The sequence below is a fragment of the Vibrio sp. 1249-1 genome (assembly GCF_033340495.1).
In genome coordinates this window covers 266,095-291,980 of record NZ_JAWOWJ010000006.1, presented here as the reverse complement: position 1 = coordinate 291,980, position 25,886 = coordinate 266,095, and the positions used below count along the sequence as shown (strand labels likewise).

The following is a 25,886-nucleotide window of genomic DNA, read 5'->3' as shown; positions in this document are numbered from 1 at the left end:
GCTTTCGGCACGAGACGATGATTCGCTATTATTGGATAATCTGAAAACGAAAGTTAACAATTAAGAATAGAAAAACGGAGACCACAGTCTCCGTTTTTATTTGCTGTAACGACGTGTTACGCCAGCTCAGCACGGAGCTTCTTCGCCGCTGAAACCAGATTTGCCAATGCGGCTTCTGTCTCCTTCCAGTTTCGTGTTTTCAGACCACAATCTGGGTTTACCCACAAACGTTGAGCCGGAATTTTTTCTGCCGCTTTCTTGATTAAACCTTCAATCCATTCTTCCGTAGGAATGTTTGGTGAGTGAATGTCATAAACACCAGGGCCAATTTCGTTCGGGTAATTGAACTCTTCAAATGCTTTCAGCAACTCCATATTCGAGCGAGATGTTTCAATGGTAATGACGTCCGCATCGAGTGCCGCAACCGAATCAATGATTTCATTGAACTCGCTGTAACACATATGAGTGTGAATCTGAGTTTCTGGTTTTGCACTTGCCGCAGAGACCTTAAACGCATTTACGGCCCATTCTAAGTACGCTTTTTGATCGCGTTTTTTGAGTGGTAAACCTTCTCGAATGGCTGGCTCATCAATTTGAATGATATTGATGCCTGCATCTTGCAGGTCAGACACCTCATCACGCAGTGCCAAAGCAAGTTGCTGCGCAATTTCTTGACGTGTGATGTCTTCACGTGGGAACGTCCAACACAAAATCGTAACTGGTCCAGTCAACATGCCTTTCATCTGTTTGCTGGTTAGCGACTGGGCGTACGTCGACCATTCAACCGTGATCGGTTTTTCACGTTCAATGTCAGCAACTACAATGGCAGGTTTCACACAGCGAGAGCCATAACTCTGTACCCAACCAAATTTGGTCGTTTGAAAACCCGCCAAGTTCTCAGCGAAGTATTCCACCATGTCGTTACGCTCTGCTTCACCATGAACAAGCACATCTAGGTCGAGCGCCTCTTGACGTTTTACTGCGTCAGCAATATGTCCTTTAAGTGCTTGGATATATTCAGACTCAGATAATTGACCTGTACGATAAGCACTGCGCTGAACACGAATTTCACCCGTTTGAGGGAAAGAACCGATTGTCGTGGTTGGCAACAGAGGCAAGCCCAATACTTCAGCTTGATGCGCAGCACGCTCCGCGTAAGGTGCGCTGCGCTCGGCAAGTGACGCAGTAATACTGTTTAAACGTGCTTGAACTTGTGGCTTATTCACATGCGTTGCCGTTTTACGTGCTTTGATTGGCTGGCTGTAGGTATCACAAGCGAGAATCGCATCTTGATCACCATCGAGTGCCCGGCCAAGCAAGGCGACTTCTGTTACTTTTTGTTTTGCGAACGCAAACCAGCTTTTCACTTCCTCACTGAGTTCTGTTTCCTGTTCCAGATCAACCGGGCTATGTAGCAAAGAGCATGAGCTCGCAACCCAAAGGTTGTCGCCCAGTTTTTCTTTTACTGGCTGTAGACGTTCAAGTTGCGCACTCAAATCCGAGCGCCACACGTTACGACCGTTGACCACGCCAGCAGACAGCACCCACCCCTCCGGTAGTTTGGCAACCACGTCGTCAAGCTGCTGAGGCGCGGCAGATAAATCGATATGTAAACCATCCACTGGTAGCTTTACAATTTTGTCTAGCGTATCGCTTATAGAGTCAAAGTACGTCGTTAGCAGCACTTTTACATCGCTTCGAATCACTTGGTACGCTAGCTTGAACGCATCAGCCCATTTGCTTTCTAGCTCCAGTGACAAAATTGGCTCATCAATCTGAACCCACTCAACACCTTGACTTGCGAGCTTTGCCAAAATAGCTTGGTAAGCCGTAAGCAATCGTGGCAGTAGCGTCAGGCGATCGAACCCTTCTTCTACCTCTTTACCTAAGTAAAGATAACTGACTGGACCAAGCAAAACTGGCTTCACTTTATGCCCAGCTTGGGTTGCTTCGTTGACTTCTTCAAACAGTTGAGGCCAACTCACTTCAAATGTATCGTCCTTGCTAAATTCAGGTACGATGTAGTGGTAGTTTGTGTTGAACCATTTAGTCATATCCGATGCTGCAGCGCCCGCACAGCCGCAACCCGCTTGAGATTGACCGCGACCCACTTTGAATAGCGTATCCAAATCAGGGAAACCGTCTGCGTGACGTTTTGGCACGTGACCCAGTAACAACGTGGTCGTCAGTACATGATCGTACCAAGCAAAATCGCCAGCGGTGGTAAAACTCAAGCCAGCATCTGTTTGCGTTTGCCAGTTTTTAGCGCGCAGATCTGCTCCAACCTTTTTAAGCTCTGCTTGATCAATTTCTCCGCGCCAGTATTTTTCCTGAACGAATTTTAATTCTCGTTTTTCACCGATGCGTGGATAACCTAGTACGTGCGTTGTTGTAGCCATGTCCCTATTCCTTTTTCAATCTTGTTTAATTTGTTTGGGTCAGAGTATCTTTCGTCATGAAAGATGTCTGGATGGCTAAACTATCGCTCTCATCTGCGGTTTGAACAACGTCCATTTATTCAACTTGTTTATTAAAAAAATTCATCATGAGGCGACATGATTCGCAAATAAACACAACAAATAGACGTCTAGACGTTTACATATCCATTTTTTGTCGTTAAGTTATTTACACGATTGCTATTCTGTTCATAGCGAGCAACAAAGGATGAAAGGAATTCATGATAGAGCTAAAACATTTGCGGACACTCACTTCGCTTCGAGACACTGGCTCTCTAACGGCAACAGCGACCGCTTTACATCTCACTCAGTCGGCACTGTCTCATCAGATCAAAGATTTGGAGGCGCGAATTGGAGGGCAACTGTTCCTGAGAAAGACTCGTCCGGTGAAGTTCACTTCAGAGGGAGAAATCCTATTGCGTCTTGCAGAAGATATCCTTCCGAAACTCGCAAGAGCAGAAAATGATTTAGCGAGCTTGAAAGAAGACGTCAATGGCCGATTACATATGGCCATTGAATGTCACTCTTGCTTCCAATGGCTAATGCCTGCACTTAGGGAGTACCAACTTGCTTGGCCTAGCGTAACATTGGACTTTTCCTCTGGTTTTGGCTTTGAACCACTCCCAGCTCTATTGGCAGGCGAACTTGATCTCGTTATTACTTCCGATATCCAACCTCGATCTGAAGTCCACTACGAGCCTCTATTCGACTTTGAAATGCGTTTAATTACCGCAACCAATCACCCATTGGCGGAAAAAGAAATTATTGATCCGCAAGATCTCGCAGATCAAACCATGCTCTCTTATCCGGTTCAAAAACAAAGGCTGGACGTCGTAAAACACTTTCTTCAGCCAGCAGGAATAGAACCTGCGAAATGGAAGCAAGCCGACAACACTCTCATGTTAGTTCAGATGGTCTCTGCTGGATTAGGGGTGGCGGCACTACCCAATTGGGCGATTTCTGAATTTTCTCGCCAAGGTCTTATTACCAGTAAACCTTTCGGCCAAGGCTTATGGCGTCGCTTGTTTGCTGCAACGCGTCACTCAGAGAAAGAAAAGCGTTACTTACAAGCTTTTTTCGCAACCGCGAGGCTACAATGTAAAAGCCACCTTGACGGAATCAAGGTGGCTTAAAAGATTTGGATTATGAAAGGCTTAGCGTTGATATGCTTTAAATTGGTTAGTCAATGGATCGTACTGATAACCGAGCATATCAAGCTTGCCGACTACAGACTCTACATCCATCTCATACACTGATACTAACTCGTCAAAACTGTCGCACTCTAAACGTAGCTTTTCGTTGACGATACCTAGCAAAATAGTGCTGTCCAGATTACCTACATTGCTTAAATCCATCGCGACTCTCCTCTTCGACAAGGTATATAAACAAGCGTAGTAGTAATCACGCGAATTTAAAGTGAGTGAGATCTAAAACGTGATCACCTTATACCCAAGCATCAAGAAAGCACTTGGATATAAGCCGTCTAACTTTGTCTTTAGAGTAGAGGTCAAGCCGCGAGAGAGAATAAACCTTGCAGGCTCGTCATCGACGCGAGTGCTAGCAACAAAGCTACGCTCAGTTGCACCTTTTCTGGTTTCTTATGCGTAAAAATATGCCAACACCACACGATAATTGAAGAAATTAGCATAGCTAAAGACAGCAAGATTGGCTGTGTTGCAGCGTTCAGTGCAGCTTCATTTAACTGGTAAGAAGCAAACAACGTTGCGATGACTAATAGCATTCCAGACACAATGCCAGTAACTGGTAAAATGCGGTGAAATGCCTGTAATCTGCTGCGAGCTATCGTAAGTAGCAATTGAGAAAATGACGCCCCAAGGAAAAATATCATTAGCGCCATCGCTATCGATGCTGGCCAGCTTGATTGCTCAAATACCTGAATACTTACATACGCAAAGGCCAAACCATTCGCTAAATGCATCGCCCATAGTGGCCCTTTTTCACGCGTTTTCTTGGTTTGAACCTGAGAATAGAAGTAGAAACTAGCAAACACGATCATAAATGCTTCAATGCGAAGTGACGCAACAGCGAGCCACAATACAGCTACTGCTGGCAACATTTTATGAAGACGTCCTCGCTGACCAGGACAAATATCGCCCTTGATTAGAAGCAAAGTCAGTAGCGCTTGTACGCCAAATAGCATCGGAGGGAAAGTAACCAGCAATTGTTGAATCATGTTGAATGCACGCTCAAAAGTCATTTTGGGGGGCGATAATATCAAATCAACTATCGCCAAACCACCGAAAGTCGGCCCCCAAATGAGCTAAAACGGTAAGACAATTTTATTCACAGAGAAGCAAGATACTTCAACGCGTCTTCCTGCGTTAAAACTCCACGGTACTCTTCTTTGGTATTACACAATACCCAAGGGAAACGAATGCCGGTTTTAACCAACTCTCGAATAACAGAGACAGGTAAATCCTCATCAACCAACACAAATTCGGTGCTCATTATCTGATTAACAGGACGTTTCCAAATTCGGCTTTCTCGTTCAGTTTCTCGCTCTGTGCCCATCGAAGGTGTTAGGTGTAAATTCACCGTCTCTTTCGTAATTAACCCAACACAACGATTTTCATTGAGAACAACTAAAGGCGAGCTTGGATTCAAATTCATGTACTCCACTGCCAAGGAGAGCGGTTCTCCAGGGTCCATAGACCTGACTTGTTCATGGCTCAAAGATTGCAACACATCACTTTGCTTAGGCTCAATCGCGATGTCAGAGAACAGATGCTCATAACTGTCCGCTTTATCCATCAAATCGACAGGCACGGCAGCAGAAAATAGAAAGCCCTGCATGTAATCGACACCGATTTCTGCCAATACTTGAAGTTCTTGCTTAGATTCCACGCCTTCAGCAACCACTTTTACATTCATTTGCTGTGCAAGCTCGGTGACCATTTTCACAATGTTATAGCTGGTGCTCCCTTTATGAATGTTCTTGATGAATTTTCGGTCTATTTTCAGTAAATCAAACTGCCCTTTTTCTAGATAAGAAAAAGAAGAATACCCAGTACCGAAGTCATCAATCGCGATCTCAATGCCCTCTTTCCGCACTTCCTCTAGAGCTCGAGTATGCTCCTCATCTTGTTCAAAATACGCGGTTTCTGTTAGCTCGATAGTTACTCGCTTAGGGTCTACACCACTGGCTTTAATCAAATCATGCGACCGCTGAAGGATCTGAAGAGAATCCAATTTCGTATTGAGGGAGCGATTGATGGTCACGCCCACTTCCTCGCCATAAATTTCTTGTAAGCGCGGAAAGTGCTTCAACGCAGCTTGGCAGACCACATCATCAAGTGCCGCTATGAGTTCTAGATCTTCAATAATAGCGATCATCTTTTGCGTACAATACGCATCATTTTCATCATAGAAGCGTGCGAGAGCCTCGAACTTAACCACTCTTCCGGTTTGAACGTCGATAATCGGTTGAAAGTAAACGTCCACTAGCCCACTCTCTATTTGCGCCTCCAAAAACGCCTCGAGATGTTGGCGCTTCACTAATTCAGAGTGAAGTTCACTGTCGTAAAAGTTGAAATAGCTGCCTTCACCGGAAATAGAGGACAACATCGCTTGCGCTGCATGTGCTAGCGCTTGTCTTGGTCGGTTCGTATCATAGCCAAGGATTGACACACCAGTTTGGCCTTTAACGATAGTGGCATGCATTTTTGTGCCCATTTCATTTCTAAGCTCATTAAAGAACCCTTTCATGGCAATTTGGATCAAACGAACCGGGCTCAACCATTGACAATGAGGGGTCTGCAAGCATACGACAAACACATCCCGAGATAACTGCCCCGCAATACTGGTGTAGCGACTTCGCATAATAAAATCTGCAAAACCTAATTGCTGTTCAAGCAAGTATCTCTCCGAAAACTTGGGTCTGAGTGTCATAACAATGTTGAGTTCTTTATTTCTGCTTTCATTCGCTAAGTTCGCTAATTGGAGTTCAAATTCTTTCCTCGTTGGTAAAAAGGCAGCCCAATCATGCTGTTGTTCACAACGATTTTTCATCCACAACAACGAAGCAGAAATATCCGTAGAAAATCCGAGATAGAGAATTCGTCCAGAATGAAACGTAAGTCGGTAAATACAAAGATGATGAGCTTGGTTGCTACCGTTTGCTGTTTTGCTCAGCAAGTTACCACACCAACATCCTTCATCATTAATTTGCTGCCACAGCTGATCATAAAACGCTTGGCTATGGTGAGAGGTACTGAAAATATGAGTTTTAAGCCCAACCAGATCTCGGTTTTGATAGCCCATTTGTAACTCAAAGGCACGGTTACAACCTAAGATGCGCGTATCTTCATCGGCAACTAAAACGCCTACATTTGGCAAATCAAAAATCGTTTCGAGAATTTTCGCTAACTCCTCGCAACCAGTGATTGTTAATTGCGGAATGATAGTGCCTTGGATAATGCGCTTATTGAGCCTTTCAAAACTAATAGTAACGTGCACTAAGTTAACGTTTTTTAGCATCATGCAACAAGAAAACCGCCCCCGTCCGCCAAAGAGTTCCACTTCTAGAATTCGTTGTTTTAGCGTTTCTTGTTGCCCCATCAGCATATGATCAAACAAGTTATTTAGGCTGGTTACTGGCGTACTTATCCCAAATGCCTTTGCCATTCCTTGCTGATCACATTCGAACTCGCGAGTATCAATATCGTAAGACCACTCTATAACAGGAGTTAGACTGGAAGTCGTTTGCATTTTTGGATGCACTGTTGTCGTAGATTCACTCATACCCTAGCCCCTTTTTTTGTAATTAGCCCAAGGCTCAAAATTCACAGTCAATTCGCGACATTCCAGTTGGGACCTGCCGATCCTCTTTATAGATGGATTGTGTCAACGATAAGCCTATCGACTTAGAACTATTTCCAGAGCAGCTCAGCCTTTTGCATTTAATATGCACTAATTTGATTATAGGCTTTACCCCATATAAGCACACCATTGCTTATGCTTTGTATTAAGATTGCGACATTTTTCATGAACCGATCTATAACCATGAGGCTTTCAAGGTGAAATTAGACAGAAAATCGCCGATAGAGCATTGATATTTTTACAAACCAAATAAAACTCGATGAACTAAGCTTGAATAGATGAGTTTGTTATAGATACCTGATAATCAAATCGCTATAATTCGCGCTCCCTGGAACAGAGAGCAAAATATGACCAATAACATCACTCCTATTCATGAGTACAAAAAATACTGGGCAGAGTGTTTTGGTACGGCACCTTTCTTGCCGACCAGTCGCAAAGAAATGGATGCCCTAGGATGGGATAGCTGTGACATTATCATTGTAACCGGTGACGCTTATGTGGATCACCCAAGCTTTGGTATGGCTATCATTGGCCGCCTGCTAGAAGCACAAGGTTTCCGTGTCGGTATCATTGCTCAACCAGAATGGCAAAATAAAGATGCGTTCATGCAACTTGGTAAGCCAAATCTGTTCTTCGGGATCACTGCGGGTAACATGGACTCCATGATCAACCGTTACACCGCGGATAAAAAGCTTCGTCACGATGACGCGTACACACCGAATAACGAAGGTGGTAAACGCCCAGACCGAGCAACGTTGGTTTACTCTCAACGTTGTCGTGAGGCATACAAAGAAGTACCTATTGTTTTAGGTGGTATCGAAGCTAGCCTACGCCGTGTGGCACACTACGATTACTGGTCAGATAAAGTTCGCCGTTCTGTACTGTTTGATGCAAAAGCAGACATCCTACTTTTTGGTAACGCAGAGCGCGCACTTGTCGAAGTAGCACATCGCATCGCAAACGGCGAAGACATCAGCACCATGACCAATATTCGTGGTACTGCCGTGAACTTGCCAGCGGCGCCAGAAGGCTACACGGTTATTGATTCTTCTCGCATTGAAAAACCTCGTAAAGAAGCGTTCGTACCAAAGAACCCATACGAAGTAGAAACTCAGTGTGAAACTAAAAAAGACGAGCCAGTTGCACAACCAATCACAATTCGCCCATCACGCCACGATGCTGCGACGACTGCGGTCCGTTTACCTTCGTTTGAAAAGCTAAGAAACGATCGCATTCTTTATGCGCATGCAAGCCGTGTACTGCATTTAGAAACGAACCCGTACTCTGGTCGAGCGTTACTTCAAAGCCATGGTGATCGTGAACTTTGGGTAAACCAAGCTCCAATTCCATTGACGACCGAAGAGATGGACTTTGTGTTTGGCCTGCCTTACGCGCGTGTTCCTCATCCTATGTACGGCAAAGCAAAAATTCCTGCGTACGACATGATCAAGACGTCTGTGAACATCATGCGTGGTTGCTTTGGTGGCTGTTCTTTCTGTTCGATTACCGAGCATGAAGGTCGAATCATTCAAAACCGTTCGAAAGAGTCTATCATCAACGAGATTGAAGAAATTCGCGACAAAGTTCCGGGCTTTACCGGCACAATTTCCGATCTTGGTGGCCCGACTGCAAACATGTACCGCCTGGGCTGTAAAGATCCAAAAGCGGAAGCGAACTGTCGTCGTCCTTCTTGTGTATTCCCGGGCATCTGTAACAAGCTAAACACAGACCACAAACACACGATCGATTTATACCGCGAAGCGCGTAAAGTTGAAGGCGTGAAGAAAGTGATGGTTGCATCTGGCGTACGTTACGACCTTGCGATTGAATCACCAGAATACGTGAAAGAGCTCGTGACTCACCACGTAGGCGGTTACTTAAAGATTGCACCGGAACATACTGAGAAAGGTCCTCTTGATCTGATGATGAAGCCAGGCATGGGTACGTACGATCGCTTTAAAGAGATGTTCGAGAAATACAGTGCAGAAGCAGGCAAGAAGCAGTACTTAATCCCTTATTTTATCTCTGCGCACCCAGGCACAGAAGACGAAGACATGCTGAACCTTGCTCTGTGGCTGAAAAAGAACAACTTCGAATGTGACCAAGTACAAAACTTCTACCCTTCGCCAATGTGTAACGCAACGTCGATGTACTACTCAGAGACAAACCCTCTGAAACGCGTGAAGTACAAAAAACGTGAAGATGTACCTGTAGCAAAAGGTGAACGTCAACGTCGCCTGCATAAAGCGCTGTTGCGTTATCACGATCCAGCAAACTGGCCAATGATCCGTGAAGCCCTAGTCAGTATGGGTAAAAAACATTTGATCGGTGACAAACAAGGCTGTCTCGTTCCTGCAGAAGACATTGAAGCACAAACACCAGCGCAACGTCGTAAATCTGGTCGTCACGGGGCAAACCGCTTTGCAACCAAACATACCAAAAACCAACCAGGCTTCGGTGGTCATTTGAACAAACGTTCTGAAGGCGGTTCAAAAGATGGTAAACCATCTGGCAACCGTAACGGTTCGGGTAAAGCTACAGGTGGTCAACGCCCTGCAAGCAACGGCCAACGTCCTAGCGGCAACGGTGCAAACCGCCCTGCAGGTAGCAAGCCGCAAGGCCAAGGTCGCCCACAAGGACAAGGCAAACCAGCTGGTCAACGTAAACCAAAGCGTCGCTAACTCTTTAGCACTTAAATACTAGAAAGGGCTCCAGAGGTAACTCTGGAGCCCTTTTGTTTTGTCGGCTCATTGAGGCATCACTCACAACTCAAACTTTGATTCAATCAATACAAAAAATGGTAAACACCAACCAACTTATTGGAAAAACAAACAATTATTTGATTGACGCAAAACCATAAAAATCTAACTCATTGATTTTTAATCACTTTATTTTGGTGCGATATTTGCGTAACAGAGTAAAACTCTTAAACATGGGCTAACGATGAATAATCCACTTCCCCCAAAAACTTCTATGTTCTGGTATGACAACAGCTATACCTATGAGGAGGCCGTTCAGGCATTTGAAAGCGATGGTACACTGAAATCGCTGAATATCGTTCCAACCACGGAATCCGATGATCTTGCTGGCTCCCCCCCAGAGCGCAGTATGTTTTGGGAGGGAGAAACAAAAAAAATCGATCCGCCACCGCCGTCTGAACCAGAACCTCTCAATTTAAAAACTGAGAAAGAAGCAACGGAAGCATCACCTGCGCACTTTATCCCAGTCCGCTATGCCATCGATCAGCTAGAAACAGAAGAGACACAACCTTTTGGTTTGCCTGAAGAATGGAAAGGCCAAGGCCCAGCCAAACTCAATACCGTTGGTTACACCCTGCGTCAACTGCGCGACGGTTGGCTGTATGTCTATGATGCAATCAACAAAAGCTTAGACGAATACGAAATCAAAGGAACGCAATTCACGCTCTATAAGTTGGGAGAATCAGAAAGCCCAAAATCAGAGCAGCGTGGGACACCACAAGATGCAAAACCCTTCCTTACTTACATCAACGGAAGCGTACTATCGATTTGCTTCTCTGAGCACCGGTGGACATGGCACACGTTCATGCGCGTACTTAACAATCCGAGTAATCATATCGATCGCATGCAAACCATTGTTCTGTCCTCAAACGAGAATCAGCACAACATTGCACCAATAGATAAGTTAACCCAAGTCGCTGATATTGAATCTTCTGCCGTCGATGATGGTCGCTTTGCGGATTCTGGCATCGCCACCAAAGCAGATGAAGATGGTTCTGTCTTTAAACCTGTCGCAGTCAAAAGCGATTTAACCTCTGCGATTCCAGAAGAAGAATCAGGCTACTTCGTCGCGATAAAAGATTACGCCGCAGACATTCAAGATATGTCACTGCATTTTGTTGGTGCCGCAAGCCCTTACCGCCTTTTCACTGACCAGTTTTCAAACCAGTGGAACTTGATGCAGACCGCCATGCAACTGTGTATGTTTGGTGCAAGTGACGAGATAGACATGCCAGCTAGCGTTAAGCGTAACGGCGAAGAGCTGTCGTTTTATACCGACATGGCTGACTATTATGACTCTTCTCACCAACTTGATTTGGCAGAGCAGAACAAAAGCTCAGTTCAGTCCGGCTATCCTGCTAAATTTTCCGCTGGAGCGATTGAATCACACCAACATACCCAAAGTGACATTGCTAAAGCGATACAGGACAAATATCGAATTTCTGCGAGCCGTTTTGGTAAATACGAACAATGGATAGCGACTGAACGCTGGCGTCAGCAGCTCAACTGGAAGCAAATGCTGAGCGAGATGCAAGAGCTGTCAGAACAAAAAGAAACCATGCTAGCCCAAGTGGTTTCGGTCAAACGCGACTTTATCGCAGTAATGGAGTCCTTAACACCTCATCATCTTGAGAGAACCTTCGACCTATACAGCGAAGACACGCAGTACAGCTTGTATCAACTGCACAAGCAAGCGGTTGAGTCATTTACTTTGGTGATGCAAGAAGAAGACCGCCAATGGGCAGAAAGCCAATGGGAGAAACCAACCAGTTTACTAGCTCTCTATGCCTCTGGGTTTAGTCGTAGTTTATTTAAAGTGATGGAGAAGAATATTACTGAGGCGCAGAATGAACAGTCGATCGTCTCAGACAATCCTGAACCTGATAATCAGTTGATGGACCAGATATCTGATACCAGCAACCGCGTGAATATGTACTCTAAGATCATGGACTTTGTTTCCAACCCAAACACTGCGGAAACAGCCTTTCTCAAAGATATCGCCAAAGGTTTCCAAGAGCTGGATATTATTTTTAAATCTGCAATAGGTGCGCTTGCAAAAGGCGTTGTAGAGTTTGGTGTTAGCATGACCTCACAAGTATCAATTTCGCTGATGCCTGTTTTCGCTAAACCTCTGAACCGTCATAGCTATTATTTATTTGCCGTTATTGCAGAACATATGGCACACAATATGCCCGTAACAATAAAAGAAGGTTACGCTCACGATTTTAAAAAATGGAAAACACGCGTAAGTGATTATCTGATTAAGCTCGAAAAAAACGATGCAATCATTGCTGACTTCCAGAAAAATAACCGCAAAGCTGACTCTAAATACACAACAGCTTTAAAAAATAAAAAGACTATTAAGAAGGCTCTCGCTGTAGCTACATTGGAGTACCCGCAGTACATTGAGTTACCTGATGATCTACCTCAAAGAACCATCGAGCTTAGAACGCGGATCGTGATGAATAAGCTCAATGATTTGAATAAACTGTTCGAGAATGCCGGTGGTCTAGGCTTTCTGGCATTAGTATTTAACTGCATCGCGCTTGGTGATGCCATGAGCAGTATCCAAGACACTGGATTAATGTCCTCAGATGAATTTTTGGATATCCAACAAAAGCTTTTTTATACAGTCAACGCTTGGACGGGTATTCGCACCGGTAAACTTTGGGACAACGTAAGAGTAGATAAAACGCTACGAGCACGTTCTTTATCTGCCCTAAAAGAAATGGCGAAACGTGATACCACAATACCTATTTCTTCTTTGAGTGATCTTAAAATTTTCAACAAATGGCTTGCGGTAACAGGAATAATAGGTGCTTTAGCTTCAGGGATAGAAGCTTACCGGTCGTTACAACAACTTGATAGTTTGAATGGCACTGCAAAAATTGCGGGATACTTCAACTTTTCTTCTTTAGTTGGACTTACAGCAGTAGGGACCTTTCAAGCTGTAGGAGGAATAACTGGCGTATGGTCAGCAAACGTTCTTTTCGGTGGGCCAATCATGTTTGTCATTATGGGGCTAACTGCAATTTACCTTTTGAGCAACTATGTAATGAGCAAGTTCAAACAAGACGATTTTCAAAAATGGTTAGATAAATTACCGTGGGGATATAATTCCGCCAGAGCACAATGGAGTCAGTCTCCAGATCTGTTAGAACGAGAAAAACACAACTCTTCATTAGTACAAAAGGCACTATTTGATTTACAAACCATCATAGATAAACCATCAATCTACCAAGTGCCAATGATGCGGGTTGTTCCCAATTCATCAACGCAATACCCATCAGCAATGCAGGAGCTGTTTGGTATTGAGTTGCATATCCAAGTTCCTACCAAAATAGCAAGAGATGGAATTAAACTTCGGACAAATACTTCTGTAACTAAGGGAGAATTGATATCAGGAACTTGGTACACCGGAGTAGATCTAGAAACCTTGAATAGCCCGATGAACTCCGCAAACTCTCAAAGCGTGTATAAATTGAGTTTACCTATGAAAGACTCAGCTGACTATCTAGCATTTGAGATAGAATACATCCTCGATGATGAAAACGAATTAAGCCGTAAGTACTGGTTCCAAAATAATGCAAAACAGCGTGCAACTTATACGGCGATTTCAGACAATACTAAACAAGCAACGATCAGAAGTTCATTAACTTCAGATACTAGTGAACTTAGCTTACAGGAGTAACCCTTGGCTTATTTACCTTTTTACATCACGCCAGACGAGTTTTCGGCTTATCAAGAAGAACAAGAGCAACAAATTCTAAAAGGGAAAGAGCTCACAACCTGGCACAAGCACGATATTGAAGAGCCTTTTCGATACTTATACTTATCAATTGCTATAGCCGCAGTCAGCCCGTTATTTTTCCTGACCTACTTTCTCCACGATAGTAGTCAGATGCTCTTGACCTACATATTATCAGGCTTAACGATAATCATGTCCGGTGTTTCTTATCTTACATTTGGTTTAGACAATCGTTATGACTACACCATATCCGAGCAAGGCATGGTCTTGAGAAAGAGACGTGATCTCCCTACTTGGGTGAACTCAGCAGCGCAAGTGATGGGTTGGTTTGGAGCAGTAGTCTGCGTATTTATGGTAATCGCAGTAGGACCAATGGCTCTAGTCGGTGCTGGTGGATTTATTTTAGTTTCATTTCGCATGCTGAAGCGCCAACCTGAAGAAGAAACTGAAGTACGAGTGGGGCTTCGCAAAGATTCATTGTTTGCTCAATACAACAAACAGCGAAAACTCATTGTGATTTATCACAAATTTGACGACTGCTATTTCTTTGACATTGAGCATAAAGAAGTCAGTCGAAACCAAACTCGTGGTCGAAGTTATATATTTTGCAAAACTGAATCAGAAGTGAATTACTTGTTGAAGTTGTTAGTTAACAAGTGGAACATCGAATGCTCTGAAGAAAACAATATTAAACAGCTTTTCAATACAGACCTAATGTACGAAAAACTTCAAGATGTTCCAGTAAGAGGAACTAAATATCTACTAAGCGAAGTAGATAGCCTGAGAAATAAGAATGCCACATTACCCGAACTAAAATACTTGCGTGGTGACTTATGGCTAAGCGAAGCGGAAATCGACCAGCGCAAAGCAGAACTGAATACAACCAAGGAGTAACCCTTGGCATATTCACCATTTTACGTCACCCCAGAAGAATTAGCAGTTTATCAAGAAGCGCAAGAGCAAGAAATACTCGCAGGCGATAATGTCAGAACATGGCACAAGTATGATGTAGAGGAACCATTTCGCTATTACTTTAAACTTTTTGCGCTTCCCTTTGTGATCGCCCCATTCCTATTAACTTTGTTTATACACACGAGTGACACGGTTGGCGTAACTATTTTTTCTTTTATTTTATCGGTGATGGTGTCTGGTGCCTTTTACCTTACGATTGGCCTCGACTATCGCTATGACTATATTTTTTCTGACAAAGGCTTTGTGATGAAGAAACGTCGCAACATGCCTAAGTGGGTGAATACCGCCACGCAAGCCGTTGGCTGGATAGGTGCAGTGGTATGTGTGGTGATGGTAGCGATGGTTGGCCCGATGGCGTTAGTAGGTGCAGGTGCTTTTATATTAGTCTCCTTTAAAATGCTTAAACGCCAACCAGATGAACCAACAGAAGTGAGAATCGGAGAGCGTGAGGATTGGCTGTTTGCGGACTACAATAAAAAAAGGAAAGTGATCCAGTTCTATTTTAAGCATGACATATGCAGATATCGAGATACTGCTCATAAGACTATCTTTCGCTCACAAGATAGATCAGATTGTTATGTTTTCTTTAAAACTGAAGCGGATTTAGAATCCATGGTCACACAACTGTCAGAGGTCTACAAACTGGATTGTAAAGAGGTCGATGATCATAAAAAGCTGTTTGAAGCAAAGCCAGAATCAAGGCTCTTTAGTATTCCAGTTTGTAGTAGAGAATATCAAACCGAAGAGGTATTTGATTTAAGGGCGTCAAATGCCCCACTTCCTGAGCGTGAATACCTTTACAACGGCAAGTGGCAAACGGAATCTGAAATCGAACAATCAAAATCTGAACTAACGGCAGCCAAGGTATAAACCTTGGCTTATTTACCTTTTTACATCCCCCATGAAAAGCTTTAGGTTTACTCTGATGTACAAAAAGAAAAATTGGTTCAAATAACGAATTTTTAACTCGAGGATAGGAGAGTAAGCCCGAACCTTTCTATCCTCTACTAAACACCCATTTTGCACTGAGCAAATAATTGCTCACCATGCCTGCCAATATGCCTAAGCTCAAAGCCAAATAGACCATCAACCCTTGCGTTCCTAGGGCGAGCGTTACGCCTTTGAACACAATAAAGTTCGGCAAAGCACTGATACAGGCACTCGCCATAAATTTTTGCCATTGAGCGAAAGGGTTGGTTTTTTCTGCTTGAGAGAAAGTCAGCCAGCGATTGCCAAGCCAAGTCGTGGTTGCTGCAAACAAAAATGCTATCCCACGAGCCAGCATCAGATCCAGACCAAACCAATGGAACAACACAGAAAAGATAAGGGTGTCGACCATAAAGCCGACACCACCTACTAGAGCAAACCTTGTTAACGAAGCAAACCTTTCCAGCGAAGCAAATTTTGGTAATTTGCGCATTCCGTTACCCAACCACACAAGTGTAGAGTGAGCGTTTCGATTTTGCTGTGAACTCATTGGTACAACTCAACGCATTTTCATGAATCATGCTATCCACTTGCTGCGATTTACCAATCAGGTGGAATTTCTTCAGATTGTTTAAGTCATTCTTATCTTCAAGCTTTTTCGCCTGACCATGACTATAGAACTGACCTGAGAACGGGCGCTTACCAATGTAGAAGACCGGAGCGTTGTCATTAATTTGCGCGAAGATGATGCGATCGCTGCGGCTATCTGCTTTGCCCATATTCAAAACCAACATCGCAATCATAAGCAGGGCTGGCAACACCGCTGCCGTTCCGGTCAGCCATTTGAAATCGTGTTTATCCACCAGCATTGCAATCAAGATACCCAATGCAGGCACACCCGGTAGCACGTAAGCAGGCAAAATATTCCCAGCCATGGTGAACAAGATCATTGGTGAAATCAGCCAACACATCAGGAAGCTAAATAGACCTTGATGATCCGTTTCAATGGCTTTGAGTACCTTACGACGTTTCCATGCCAAGATAGGCAATACAATTGACCAAGGCGCAGCCGATTGCAGCCAGAATACCCAGATCATCCCACGTGGTTGATCATGAGCAGAGCCATACAGGTCCCCTTCCCAACCGCTGACAACAAAACGCTTAAAGTGCTCGCCAACAATAAAGTAATCAATAAATCCAGGCGTCGCCATTTCAGCCATGATGTACCAAGGTAGAGCAATCGCCAGCATGAGCGCCACCCCCAACACAATTGGAAAACGCTGCCACAAGGCTTTGAAGGCACCGAAGAAACCATGCTGAATCACAAGCCAAGGAAACACTGCGATGCCCATGATCACGATCGCCACCGGACCTTTTGCTAACAGCCCGCAAGCCAAGCCAAAGAAACCGAGATAACCCCACAATCGGCTGTGTTTGTCTTTGCCAAGCCAGCAGTAGTAAAAGCCGACCATCGCCATGGTCATTGCCAATGTCAGTGCCATGTCTGTCATCACTGCACCCGCCGCAATTGAAAAGATGCCACACGTCGCCAATACCAACGCTGCGATGACTGCGTTAAAGCCAGCGCGATGCGCCATGGCTGCAACAAAAATAATAGTCGCGACACCCGCCAACCAATGAGGCGCGCGCACTGCGAATTCATTCAATCCAAACAACTCAATGCCGTAAGCACTCATCCACGTGAACAGGGGTGGCTTCCCCCAAAAAGGCACGCCATAATCAAACTGTGGGGTAAGCCAATTGCCTGTTTCCACCATTAAGCGCGCCATTTCGCCGTAGCGGGCTTCGGTGGTGTCCATCAAAGGGTAAGCGGCAAGTGAAATAAGACGGAGTAAAAGAGCAAACGCCAACAACAACCACAGATGGGTTTTATTAATACTCATGATTACGCGGTTTCTCCCAGTTTAAACTTCATGGTTTGGATGGATTGATGTTTTGCAGGCTGCTCGTAAACAGACTGAACAAGATAAAGAGGACGTTGCTTGGTCTCGATAAAAATGCGGCCAATGTATTCGCCCAAAAGGCCAATCGACAGCAGTTGCACACCGCCCAATGCAAGTTGGACGACCATCATGGATGGGTAGCCAGTGACAGGCTCACCAAATACAACAGTTTTCATCACTATGAATGCGCCATAGATAAAGGCACTGAACGCCACCAATGCACCGGCAAGTGTCGCTAAACGCAAAGGACGAATGGAAAACGAGGTAATGCCGTCCATTGCAAGGCCAATCAGCTTGAGGTAGTTCCATTTGGTTTCACCACAGAAACGAGCGTCACGCTCAAACTGAACCGTCACTTGCTTGAAACCCGGCCAAGAAAAAATACCTTTCATGTATCGGTTACGTTCTGGCAGCGCATTGATGTGTTTGACCACTTTTGCGCTCAGTAGACGGAAATCGCCCACATTCTCAGGCACATCCAATTTCGCCATGCTATTCAGCACTTTGTAAAAGCAAGCGGCCGAGAAGCGTTTGAACCAAGTTTCGCCGTGGCGTTCACTGCGCTGCATGTTCACCACGTCATACCCTTCACGCCATTTTGATACCATTTGCGGGATTAACTCCGGCGGGTCTTGCAAGTCAGCATCAATCACGATCACCGCTTCACCTTGGCAGTGTTCCAGCCCCGCACTCATGGCGGACTCTTTGCCGAAGTTACGGCTTAGTGCAATACAACGAACGTCGCTAGAAGATTGAGAAAAGTTTTGCGCGATCATTAGGCTGTCGTCTTTGCTACCGTCGTCGACATAGACGATTTCGCAGCGTTCTGGCATTTCATCCAAAACGGCGGCTAAACGACGATGAAATTCAGGCAAGACTTCTTGCTCGTTAAAGAATGGCACCACAACAGACAAAACTGTTTTAGGCTCAGTGTGTTGGCTCACCTTTGAAAAGGTTGCAGCGTGAATGTTGAAGGTTGACATGCTACTCTTCCACTAAATCCGATGAATGAATCCAGTCTACAAACATCAATGTGAAAGAGATGTTGTTGACATCTTTTTCACGTTCTTAGTGAATAATGTTCGGTTAAGACGAAGTCTTATTTTCGAAAACCCGCCCACTTGGAGAGAAATACATGAAACGCGTACTTTTAATCGAAGATAATCGAGAAATCGCAGGCATGCTGTTCGATTATTTTGAGTGTGCAGGTATGGAACTCGATTATGCAGACAACGGCGAGCTCGGCCTGAAACTGGCGATGGAAAACACCTTCGACATCATCTTGCTCGATCTCATGCTGCCACGCATGGATGGCCTGACCATGTGTAATAAACTTCGCGACGCGGGCAACAACACACCGGTACTTATGCTGACTGCACTCGATAGCCGTGACGATATGCTCAAAGGCTTCCAACACGGCGCCGATGACTATCTGACCAAACCTTTCGATCTGGATATTCTAGAAGCGCGCATGATGGCACTGATCCGCCGTTACCGTGGCACTGTCGCATCGAGCAAGTTGGAATACGGTGAAGTGTCTATCGACCAAAAAACGCGTAAAGCTTATCGCCAAGATAAACTGTTGGCGCTAAACCCTACCACTTACACCATTCTGGAAATGCTTGTGAAAAGCGCGCCAGACGTAGTGACACGCGAAGAAATTGCCTTCCAACTTTGGCAAGAGAACGAGCCGAACAACGACGTTCTGCGCAGCCACATTTACCAACTTCGCAACCAACTTGATAAGCCATTTGAACAACATGTGCTTATCACCGTGCCGAAAGTTGGCTTCCGCTTGGAGACAGGTGCATGATCAATCGCTTACTTGCTAGCACGCAAAGCACACAAAGTATGACAGGGCGACTCGCTCTGTTTTTCTCTTTTGTGTCGGTCGTGATTGGCATCTTCTGCTTTTTGTTGATTACCGGCTCCCTGCTTTGGTCTGAAGACCGCGTGGGCGAGCGTCGTATTATGGTCGACAAAAAAGAAGCAATTGAACATTTCCAGTCCCACCCAGAGCAAGGCAGTATTCAGCTTGACCTGCTCACCACTGCATACAACGACATCTCATTGGTTGCCGAGCGCTATCAAAAATACCTGATTGGTCAAAAGCACTTTCTTGATGAAGTAGAAGACGGTGAATACTCGCGCATGGTTTACATGAGCACTTACACCTACAAAGGCGTTGAACATCCCGTTATTCTGGTTTCCTTGATTGATGAAATCGAGATCACCTCAGAGGAATTCATTCTCGTCGTCGCTATGGTGCTGTCCATTGTCGCCGTGCTGGTGTTCCTGTTTGGTAGCCTCCTGCTGCGCTTATCACAACGCTTGATTGAACCCGTCAATGCGCTTAAAACTCAACTCGACCATCATCAAGGCGATGCTACGCAAACTTTTAGCGTGCCAGAGGGCTCGGCCAAAGAGTTCCAAACCCTCGCGGATGAGTTGAATGAGTATCGCCACAAAATCAACCAAGTCATCAAGCGTGAGCAAGCCTTTGCACGATACGCAAGCCATGAACTGCGTACACCGTTAACCGTAATGAAAGGCTCAAGCAGTTTACTGGCAAGAAGTGCGAACACGGATTTCCAGACCCGCCAGGTGAACCGAATTCAAGATGCAACGCAGCAGATGTCGACTATGGTGGATGCCCTACTCGGCTTAGTGCGTTACGAGCGTAATGCAGATGATTCACCAGTGCGCAGCATCACCGAAGAAGAACTCATCCAAATCATCTTCCAAAGCCAAGCTCAGGCGGATGAGAAAGCACTCAGCTTTGATGTACAGATCGACGGAAACCCAAAAACGCGCGCTACCAATGCTGTGTTGACCATTATTCTTGGCAACCTGATTCGCAACGGCATCGCCGCGACACCATCGGGATCAATTCATATCAGCATCGGGGAAAACACCATCTCGGTACGTGATGAAGGCGAAGGCTTTTCGACCATTCCACATTCTGATGGGCACGGATTGGGTTTGATGATTGTGGATGATTTATGCCAGCGTTATGGCTGGCAATTTAAGATTGGTACACATCCAGAAGGTGGTTGTGAGGCGGTGATTGACCTTACGTCAGAGCATCAGGAATAACCGAAATGGTTGTACTGAAACCCAGACTTTTTATCTGGGTTTAATGGCGTTACACTACGCGCCCTTTTTAACGGCAAGGTCGCGTGGTTGGACACGTCAGCAGTAGCATGAAACTCTCTGAAAGCCCGATAACTCAACACAACTTCAACGGTCATACGTTTTTCCTTAAGCGTGATGACATGCTGCATTCTCACTTTTCTGGGAACAAGGCACGTAAGTTTATGGCGTTGATGGAAACGCAGAACAGCGACATCAAAACCCTCATCAGTTATGGCTCTGCTCAATCCAACGCGATGTATTCGCTTGCCGCTCTGGCGCAAATCAAAGGCTGGAACTTCGAATTCTACGTTCAACACATTCCTTCTTGGCTTAAAGACTCCCCTATCGGCAACTATCGTGGTGCGCTTGATTTGGGTATGAAAATCACCGCCATGCAAGACATCGGTAGCGAACTCCACCCTAGTGAATACGTCCACCAGGTACAAAGATTAGATGAGTCGACATTGCTTATTCCAGAGGGTGGACGTTCCCACCTCGCTGAAGCTGGCATCAAACAGTTAGCACGAGAAATTCTTGATTGGACGCGATTGAGAGGTAAAGAACAGTTTACCGTCGCCCTGCCATCAGGCACTGGCACGACCGCTTTATATCTTCATAAACATTTAAGCCCACACGGCATAGAAGTGCTAACTTGCCCTTGCGTAGGCGATGCAGATTACTTAACTGAGCAGTTCAACCAGCTCGGTGAAAACAGCCACCCAACCATTTTAACCGTGCGCAACAAACACCATTTTGGTCGCTTGTACGAAGAAGATTACATCACATGGAAAGCACTCTTTGAGCAAACCGACCTCGAATTTGACCTGTTATACGACCCGTATATGTGGCAATGCCTCACCCCTTGGTTGGAAGAGAACACAGATAAAACGGTGATTTATATTCACCAAGGCGGGTTACTTGGCAACGAGTCGATGTTGCCAAGATATCAACGAGAATTTGAATAGCGTGTTCAAATAAAGTTGTTGCTGATTACAGTGATTCCACTATTTGATGAGCGCCAGAATTTCTTTGAATTCAGGTGCTCGGCAATCTTCGACCATTTCATACAAGCACATTTCTAACCCAGTGAGCACCACACCGTTAGCGGTTAACTTCGCAAGAGCGAGCGCTTTATTGGCAGCGGTTCGGGAAGAGACACAATCCGTGACTAATTCAACGCGATAACCGGACTGGCGCAGAGAAACCGCGGTTTGATAGACGCAAATGTGGGATTCAATACCGCAAACCAACCAGGTATCAACTTTCGCGTTCTCCACCGCGACCTTAAACGTCGCCTCTTTGCAACCATCAAACGTGTACTTGGTAATAGGTAAATGCGTGCTTTCAAGCACTTCACGAATCGGCTCCGCGGTTGGGCCCAACCTTTCTGGATTCTGTTCTAGCCACAGAATAGGCAAATCTAGTGCTTTGGCGCCCTTTACCAGTTTCGTGATATTTTCAATCAGTGCGTCGCTTTCATGCATTAATGTAGCGAGTTTGCCCTGAACATCCACCACAATCAGGCCCGTGTTTCCTTTCGATAACATTTCCATCTCCTATCTTGTGCGACCACAAACCATACTCAACAAGTTGAGCAAAAGTTAATGTATCAGAACCCTTTCATGTTAGAGCAATAAAACCTAGAAAGATGACCTTCGCTCACACATTTGCCCTTAGGTAAGAGTGGTTTGAACTGACTATTTAAATTTCTCTCGAATTAGTTCAATCAAGGCTTTGACTTTATTGGGCAGAAATAAGGCCGAGGGATAAATCAGAGTAAGATGCTGCTTCGGATGCGCGAATTGAGGCAGCACCTCGACCAACAAACCGTCTCTCAGTGCAGGCTTGGAATGAATTTGAGGAATAAACGCGATGCCGTTTCCTGCTATCGCCATCGAGCGCAGCAAGTTGAGGTCATCCGAACGCAACGCCACATGCAGATCTGAATCGAGCAAATCGGCATTGTAACGATTAGTTAAAAGGCGATGCTGCTTAAGATCTTCCACCGTTTTTACTGGCGGATGCGATTCTAGATAGGCTTTTGACGCAACAAAGTGACTACGATAAGGCAAAAGACTGAACTGCACATAGCTGTCATCGGTGACTTTGACCACGCTCGGAAGAAGCTGTAAATCAAACGATTGACGCTTGAGATCGACACTCTCTTGATGGTTTTCAATCTCGACCGAAATCTCCGGATACCGCGTTGTGTACTCGGTGATGATCGCGTTAAACGCGGCAGAGCTCATCAATGCGGAAGGAATGGCTAAACGCACCTTGCCCGTCAGCTCTTGTTGATATTCGTGCATGGCATTTAAACCTTGCTGAATATGGTCAATAGGCTGCCCCACCAACTCAAACAAGCGTTTCCCGTGCTCCGTCAACTCAATGCTGCGTGTTGTGCGAATCAAAAGCTGTACCCCGAGCGATTTCTCTAATTCTTGCAGACGACGACTCACTTTTGAGCGTTGTAGTTGATTCGCCTCTGCCGCTGCACTTATACCGCCGTGAACCACCGTCTGAGTGAATAGGTAAATATCATCAAAATTAACGTTCATTGTCCTATTTTTAGGTCATTTATGTTCGTATTATCATTCTACTGAATTGTGAGTGACTTCTCTATAATCCGCTATCCAACATGTTTAACGGAACTTGTAATGACGGCTGACCAAAAATTCAAACACTGGATGCGAACTTTGATTGTCCTGTTCATCGTACTATTTTTGTACATTATCATTGCTGACCGCCACGCCCCCTTAACGACCGAGGGACGAGTGCAAGGATACGTTGTCCAAGTCGCACCCGAGGTATCTGGTAAAGTGACCGACGTTCTCATCGAGAATAACCAGTCCGTTCAAAAAGGCGATGTGTTGTTTACGATTGATGATCGTAAATACAAGATAGCGCTTGAACAGGCGGAGCTGTCTCTGCAATCCGCTTATGAAAAAGAAGCAACGCTGTATTCTCAACGCGAAGCCGCTCTTGCCAATATTGCCCGCGCACAAGCGACATTTGATAATGCACACCGCGAGTACAACCGCTTACTGACACTATCGAAGCAGAAAGTCATCTCTCAATCGACACTCGATAATGCCTTTGCCCAAAATCAGGTATCACGTGCAGCGCTTAAAGCGGAACGACAAAACTTAAAAGTCATTGAGGCGCAATTAGGCGATCAAAAAGGTCAAAGCACCGCCGTTCGAATTGCCAAAAACGGCATCGAAAAGGCGCAACTTGATTTGGCAAATACCGCGGTACTCGCTCCCAGTGATGGTGTCGTGACCAACCTGCAACTAGAAGTTGGCACGATGGCAAACACCAACATGCCATTGCTGACGTTTGTACCAACAGGATCACTCTGGGTAGCCGCTGATTTTCGTGAAAAGTCCGTCGCGAACGTAGACAAGACTTTCCACGCCTTGGTCACATTTGATGCCAACCCAGGTTCGGTGTACGACTTTGATTTAGCTAGCCGCGATTACGGTGTAGCAGCCGCACAACAAACGCCTAATGGCGCACTGACCAAAGTGGAAGTGAACAACCGCTGGGTACGTGATGCGCAGCGTACACGAGTGAACCTAACCAGCAGCGAAGAGTTACCACCAGCACTGTTTGTCGGCTCTCGCGCTACCATTGTTTTGTACCCAGACAACAGCATTTTCTGGCAGTTGATGGCGCAAGCACAGATTCACCTCGCAAGCTGGTTCCACTTCATTTACTAGGCGGCGACAATGAAAACCTTACGAATTTGGTTCGGCTGCTCTTTAGGGCTCGCGCTAAGCATGATCTTCGGTTGGTCTTACGGATTTTTTGCCATCATGATGCCGCTGTTTATATTGGGCAGAATGGACAACTTTAATATTTCGGCTTTATTGATCGTGTTTTTCTCTGCGGTGTGGACAACCATACAAGCCACATTTTTGCTGGAATACTTGCAGTTTCATCCAACATTAATGACCGTTGCCGTCGGAATCATGATGCTGTTCAAGTGCATTGCAATGATGAACCAGAAAACCTATTTGTTTGGTTACATGGGGCTGTTGGTGGGTTCAATTGTGTTGAATTTTGCCAGCTATAACTTCATGGATATTGAAGAGTTCAACGTCAACATGTGGGTGATGGCGTTCAGCAATATTTTTGTTTGCGCATTCGCGTATTGGTTGTTCCCGGAGCCAAAATCCCCCGCCGAGCACATTGAGATGTCGACCCCAGTAAAAAGCGATATTGACTACATCAGCCAAGTTGCTATGGGTTGGGTAGTGGCGATGGCGGCATTTATCGTATTCCAAGTAGCGGACTTATATGACTCGCTGTCCGCACAAGCTTCCATTTTGATCATCCTAACCCCAATGACTTTAGCGGGCTCGCTCGCCATGGCAAAAATTCGCATCATCGGCACCGCACTAGGCTGCATCGCAGGGATGGCTGTTCAGCTGATATTGGGCAGTTGGTATGGGCATGGGCTACTCTTTTGGCTCGCCTTTACCATTGCAATGGGGCCATTCTGCTTGTGGCTCACCAAAGGGCAAATTAAAGCGGCTATCGCGTTTTCTGCCATGTCTGCCCTATCGGTTCCGCTGACGACCTCATTGGTGCCAGAACAAAAAGACGCGTTCTTTTCGATCTTGTACCGTTTCAGCTCGATTTTCGTCGCGGTTCTGCTCACCGCGATGGTGATGTGGGTGGTGCATCACTGGATTCGTGTGATGTTGCTAAAGCATCCTGAGATTAAGAGCGTGGAGTTGAATTAAATCTGGCCGAGGCTGGAAACGGGAAATGTATGCCGATCACTTTACTGTGAGCGGCATTTTTATTTAAAACGGTCACCCTGAACAACGAGGGACGAGGTGATTCAGGAGCTACCCACCGAGTGCTGTGAAGTTCTAAGGTTATCGCCATTTTCCAGTGAGTTGTTAGTATATTCCTAGTCTCGTTTAGACTCGCTGGAATGACCCAACTTTGGATACAAACCAAATAGTTGTGTACATGAGTAACGTATATCTCAACAACCGTCATCCTGAACAGCGAGGGACGAGCGTGATTCAGGATCTACCCACCGAGTGCTTTGAAGTGCGAAAGTTATCGT

General features: G+C 45.3%; 19 protein-coding genes. 10 read left to right on the top strand and 9 right to left on the bottom strand.

The features are described from left to right. Positions 1-116: 116 nt before the first annotated feature. The gene (gene metE / locus R7Z50_RS13755) at positions 117-2,399 is read right to left on the bottom strand and encodes a 5-methyltetrahydropteroyltriglutamate--homocysteine S-methyltransferase (RefSeq protein ID WP_025767259.1); all 2,283 of its coding nucleotides are present in this window, start codon (positions 2,397-2,399) and stop codon (positions 117-119) included. A 278-nt stretch (positions 2,400-2,677) separates the two neighbouring features. On the opposite strand from metE, the gene metR reads away from it, so the two are divergent. After that, a complete protein-coding gene (gene metR, locus R7Z50_RS13750) occupies positions 2,678-3,589 on the top strand; it encodes an HTH-type transcriptional regulator MetR (protein ID WP_005376763.1) in 912 nt (303 codons plus the stop codon). Positions 3,590-3,610: 21 nt separating this feature from the next. Here metR and R7Z50_RS13745 read toward each other — a convergent pair whose 3' ends face one another. From R7Z50_RS13745 to R7Z50_RS13735, 3 genes are all read right to left on the bottom strand, one after another. Further along, positions 3,611-3,811: a DUF4250 domain-containing protein gene (locus R7Z50_RS13745; RefSeq protein ID WP_005376762.1), complete on the bottom strand. Its 201-nt coding sequence runs from the start codon at positions 3,809-3,811 to the stop codon at positions 3,611-3,613. Between the two features lie 152 nt (positions 3,812-3,963). Continuing rightward, positions 3,964-4,674 carry a hypothetical protein gene (locus R7Z50_RS13740; protein WP_318149130.1) on the bottom strand — a complete coding sequence of 237 codons (711 nt, stop codon included), beginning with the start codon at positions 4,672-4,674 and terminating at the stop codon, positions 3,964-3,966. A gap of 86 nt (positions 4,675-4,760) precedes the next feature. Continuing rightward, positions 4,761-7,217, bottom strand: a complete 2,457-nt coding sequence (locus R7Z50_RS13735; RefSeq protein WP_206970718.1) for an EAL domain-containing protein — start codon at positions 7,215-7,217, stop codon at positions 4,761-4,763. Between the two features lie 425 nt (positions 7,218-7,642). Between R7Z50_RS13735 and R7Z50_RS13730 the strand changes: the two genes are divergently transcribed. From R7Z50_RS13730 to R7Z50_RS13715, 4 genes are all read left to right on the top strand, one after another. Next, positions 7,643-9,976 carry a YgiQ family radical SAM protein gene (locus R7Z50_RS13730; protein WP_064368606.1) on the top strand — a complete coding sequence of 778 codons (2,334 nt, stop codon included), beginning with the start codon at positions 7,643-7,645 and terminating at the stop codon, positions 9,974-9,976. 262 nt (positions 9,977-10,238) lie between these two features. Beyond that, positions 10,239-13,745, top strand: a complete 3,507-nt coding sequence (locus tag R7Z50_RS13725; RefSeq protein WP_206970719.1) for a T6SS effector BTH_I2691 family protein — start codon at positions 10,239-10,241, stop codon at positions 13,743-13,745. Between the two features lie 3 nt (positions 13,746-13,748). Next, a complete protein-coding gene (locus R7Z50_RS13720) occupies positions 13,749-14,696 on the top strand; it encodes a hypothetical protein (RefSeq protein ID WP_138940436.1) in 948 nt (315 codons plus the stop codon). A gap of 3 nt (positions 14,697-14,699) precedes the next feature. After that, the gene (locus R7Z50_RS13715; protein ID WP_206953372.1) at positions 14,700-15,644 is read left to right on the top strand and encodes a hypothetical protein; all 945 of its coding nucleotides are present in this window, start codon (positions 14,700-14,702) and stop codon (positions 15,642-15,644) included. Between the two features lie 127 nt (positions 15,645-15,771). On the opposite strand, the gene R7Z50_RS13710 is transcribed toward R7Z50_RS13715, so the two are convergent. From R7Z50_RS13710 to R7Z50_RS13700, 3 genes are read right to left on the bottom strand one after another with little or no spacing between them, the layout of a single operon-like run. Continuing rightward, entirely contained in the window at positions 15,772-16,194 is a 423-nt protein-coding gene (locus tag R7Z50_RS13710) for a GtrA family protein (protein ID WP_033905699.1), read from the bottom strand. 4 nt (positions 16,195-16,198) lie between these two features. Then, positions 16,199-17,605 (bottom strand): ArnT family glycosyltransferase, encoded by a 1,407-nt coding sequence (locus R7Z50_RS13705; protein WP_033905700.1) that lies wholly within the window; start codon positions 17,603-17,605, stop codon positions 16,199-16,201. 2 nt (positions 17,606-17,607) lie between these two features. Next, positions 17,608-18,648 (bottom strand): glycosyltransferase family 2 protein, encoded by a 1,041-nt coding sequence (locus tag R7Z50_RS13700; protein WP_203345894.1) that lies wholly within the window; start codon positions 18,646-18,648, stop codon positions 17,608-17,610. Positions 18,649-18,800: 152 nt separating this feature from the next. Between R7Z50_RS13700 and R7Z50_RS13695 the strand changes: the two genes are divergently transcribed. The 3 genes from R7Z50_RS13695 (at position 18,801) to R7Z50_RS13685 (ending at position 21,765) form a co-directional block, all read left to right on the top strand. Next, on the top strand, positions 18,801-19,478 hold the full coding sequence (locus R7Z50_RS13695; protein ID WP_318149129.1) for a response regulator transcription factor: 678 nt from the start codon (positions 18,801-18,803) through the stop codon (positions 19,476-19,478). Next, positions 19,475-20,761: a sensor histidine kinase gene (locus R7Z50_RS13690; protein WP_017820496.1), complete on the top strand. Its 1,287-nt coding sequence runs from the start codon at positions 19,475-19,477 to the stop codon at positions 20,759-20,761. Before R7Z50_RS13695 ends, R7Z50_RS13690 begins: the two co-directional genes overlap by 4 nt. 107 nt (positions 20,762-20,868) lie before the next feature. Next, positions 20,869-21,765, top strand: coding sequence for a 1-aminocyclopropane-1-carboxylate deaminase/D-cysteine desulfhydrase (locus R7Z50_RS13685; RefSeq protein ID WP_206970722.1), 897 nt, complete (start codon positions 20,869-20,871; stop codon positions 21,763-21,765). Positions 21,766-21,804: 39 nt separating this feature from the next. On the opposite strand, the gene R7Z50_RS13680 is transcribed toward R7Z50_RS13685, so the two are convergent. Both R7Z50_RS13680 and R7Z50_RS13675 read right to left on the bottom strand, forming a co-directional pair. Continuing rightward, positions 21,805-22,347 carry a hydrolase gene (locus R7Z50_RS13680; RefSeq protein ID WP_005457944.1) on the bottom strand — a complete coding sequence of 181 codons (543 nt, stop codon included), beginning with the start codon at positions 22,345-22,347 and terminating at the stop codon, positions 21,805-21,807. 150 nt (positions 22,348-22,497) lie between these two features. Beyond that, positions 22,498-23,358: a LysR family transcriptional regulator gene (locus R7Z50_RS13675; protein WP_017634710.1), complete on the bottom strand. Its 861-nt coding sequence runs from the start codon at positions 23,356-23,358 to the stop codon at positions 22,498-22,500. A 99-nt stretch (positions 23,359-23,457) separates the two neighbouring features. Here R7Z50_RS13675 and R7Z50_RS13670 point away from each other — a divergent pair, with 99 nt between their 5' ends. Then, positions 23,458-24,522 carry an HlyD family secretion protein gene (locus R7Z50_RS13670; protein WP_005376744.1) on the top strand — a complete coding sequence of 355 codons (1,065 nt, stop codon included), beginning with the start codon at positions 23,458-23,460 and terminating at the stop codon, positions 24,520-24,522. A 9-nt stretch (positions 24,523-24,531) separates the two neighbouring features. Then, a complete protein-coding gene (locus tag R7Z50_RS13665; RefSeq protein WP_025767250.1) occupies positions 24,532-25,551 on the top strand; it encodes a DUF2955 domain-containing protein in 1,020 nt (339 codons plus the stop codon). Positions 25,552-25,886: the final 335 nt, after the last annotated feature.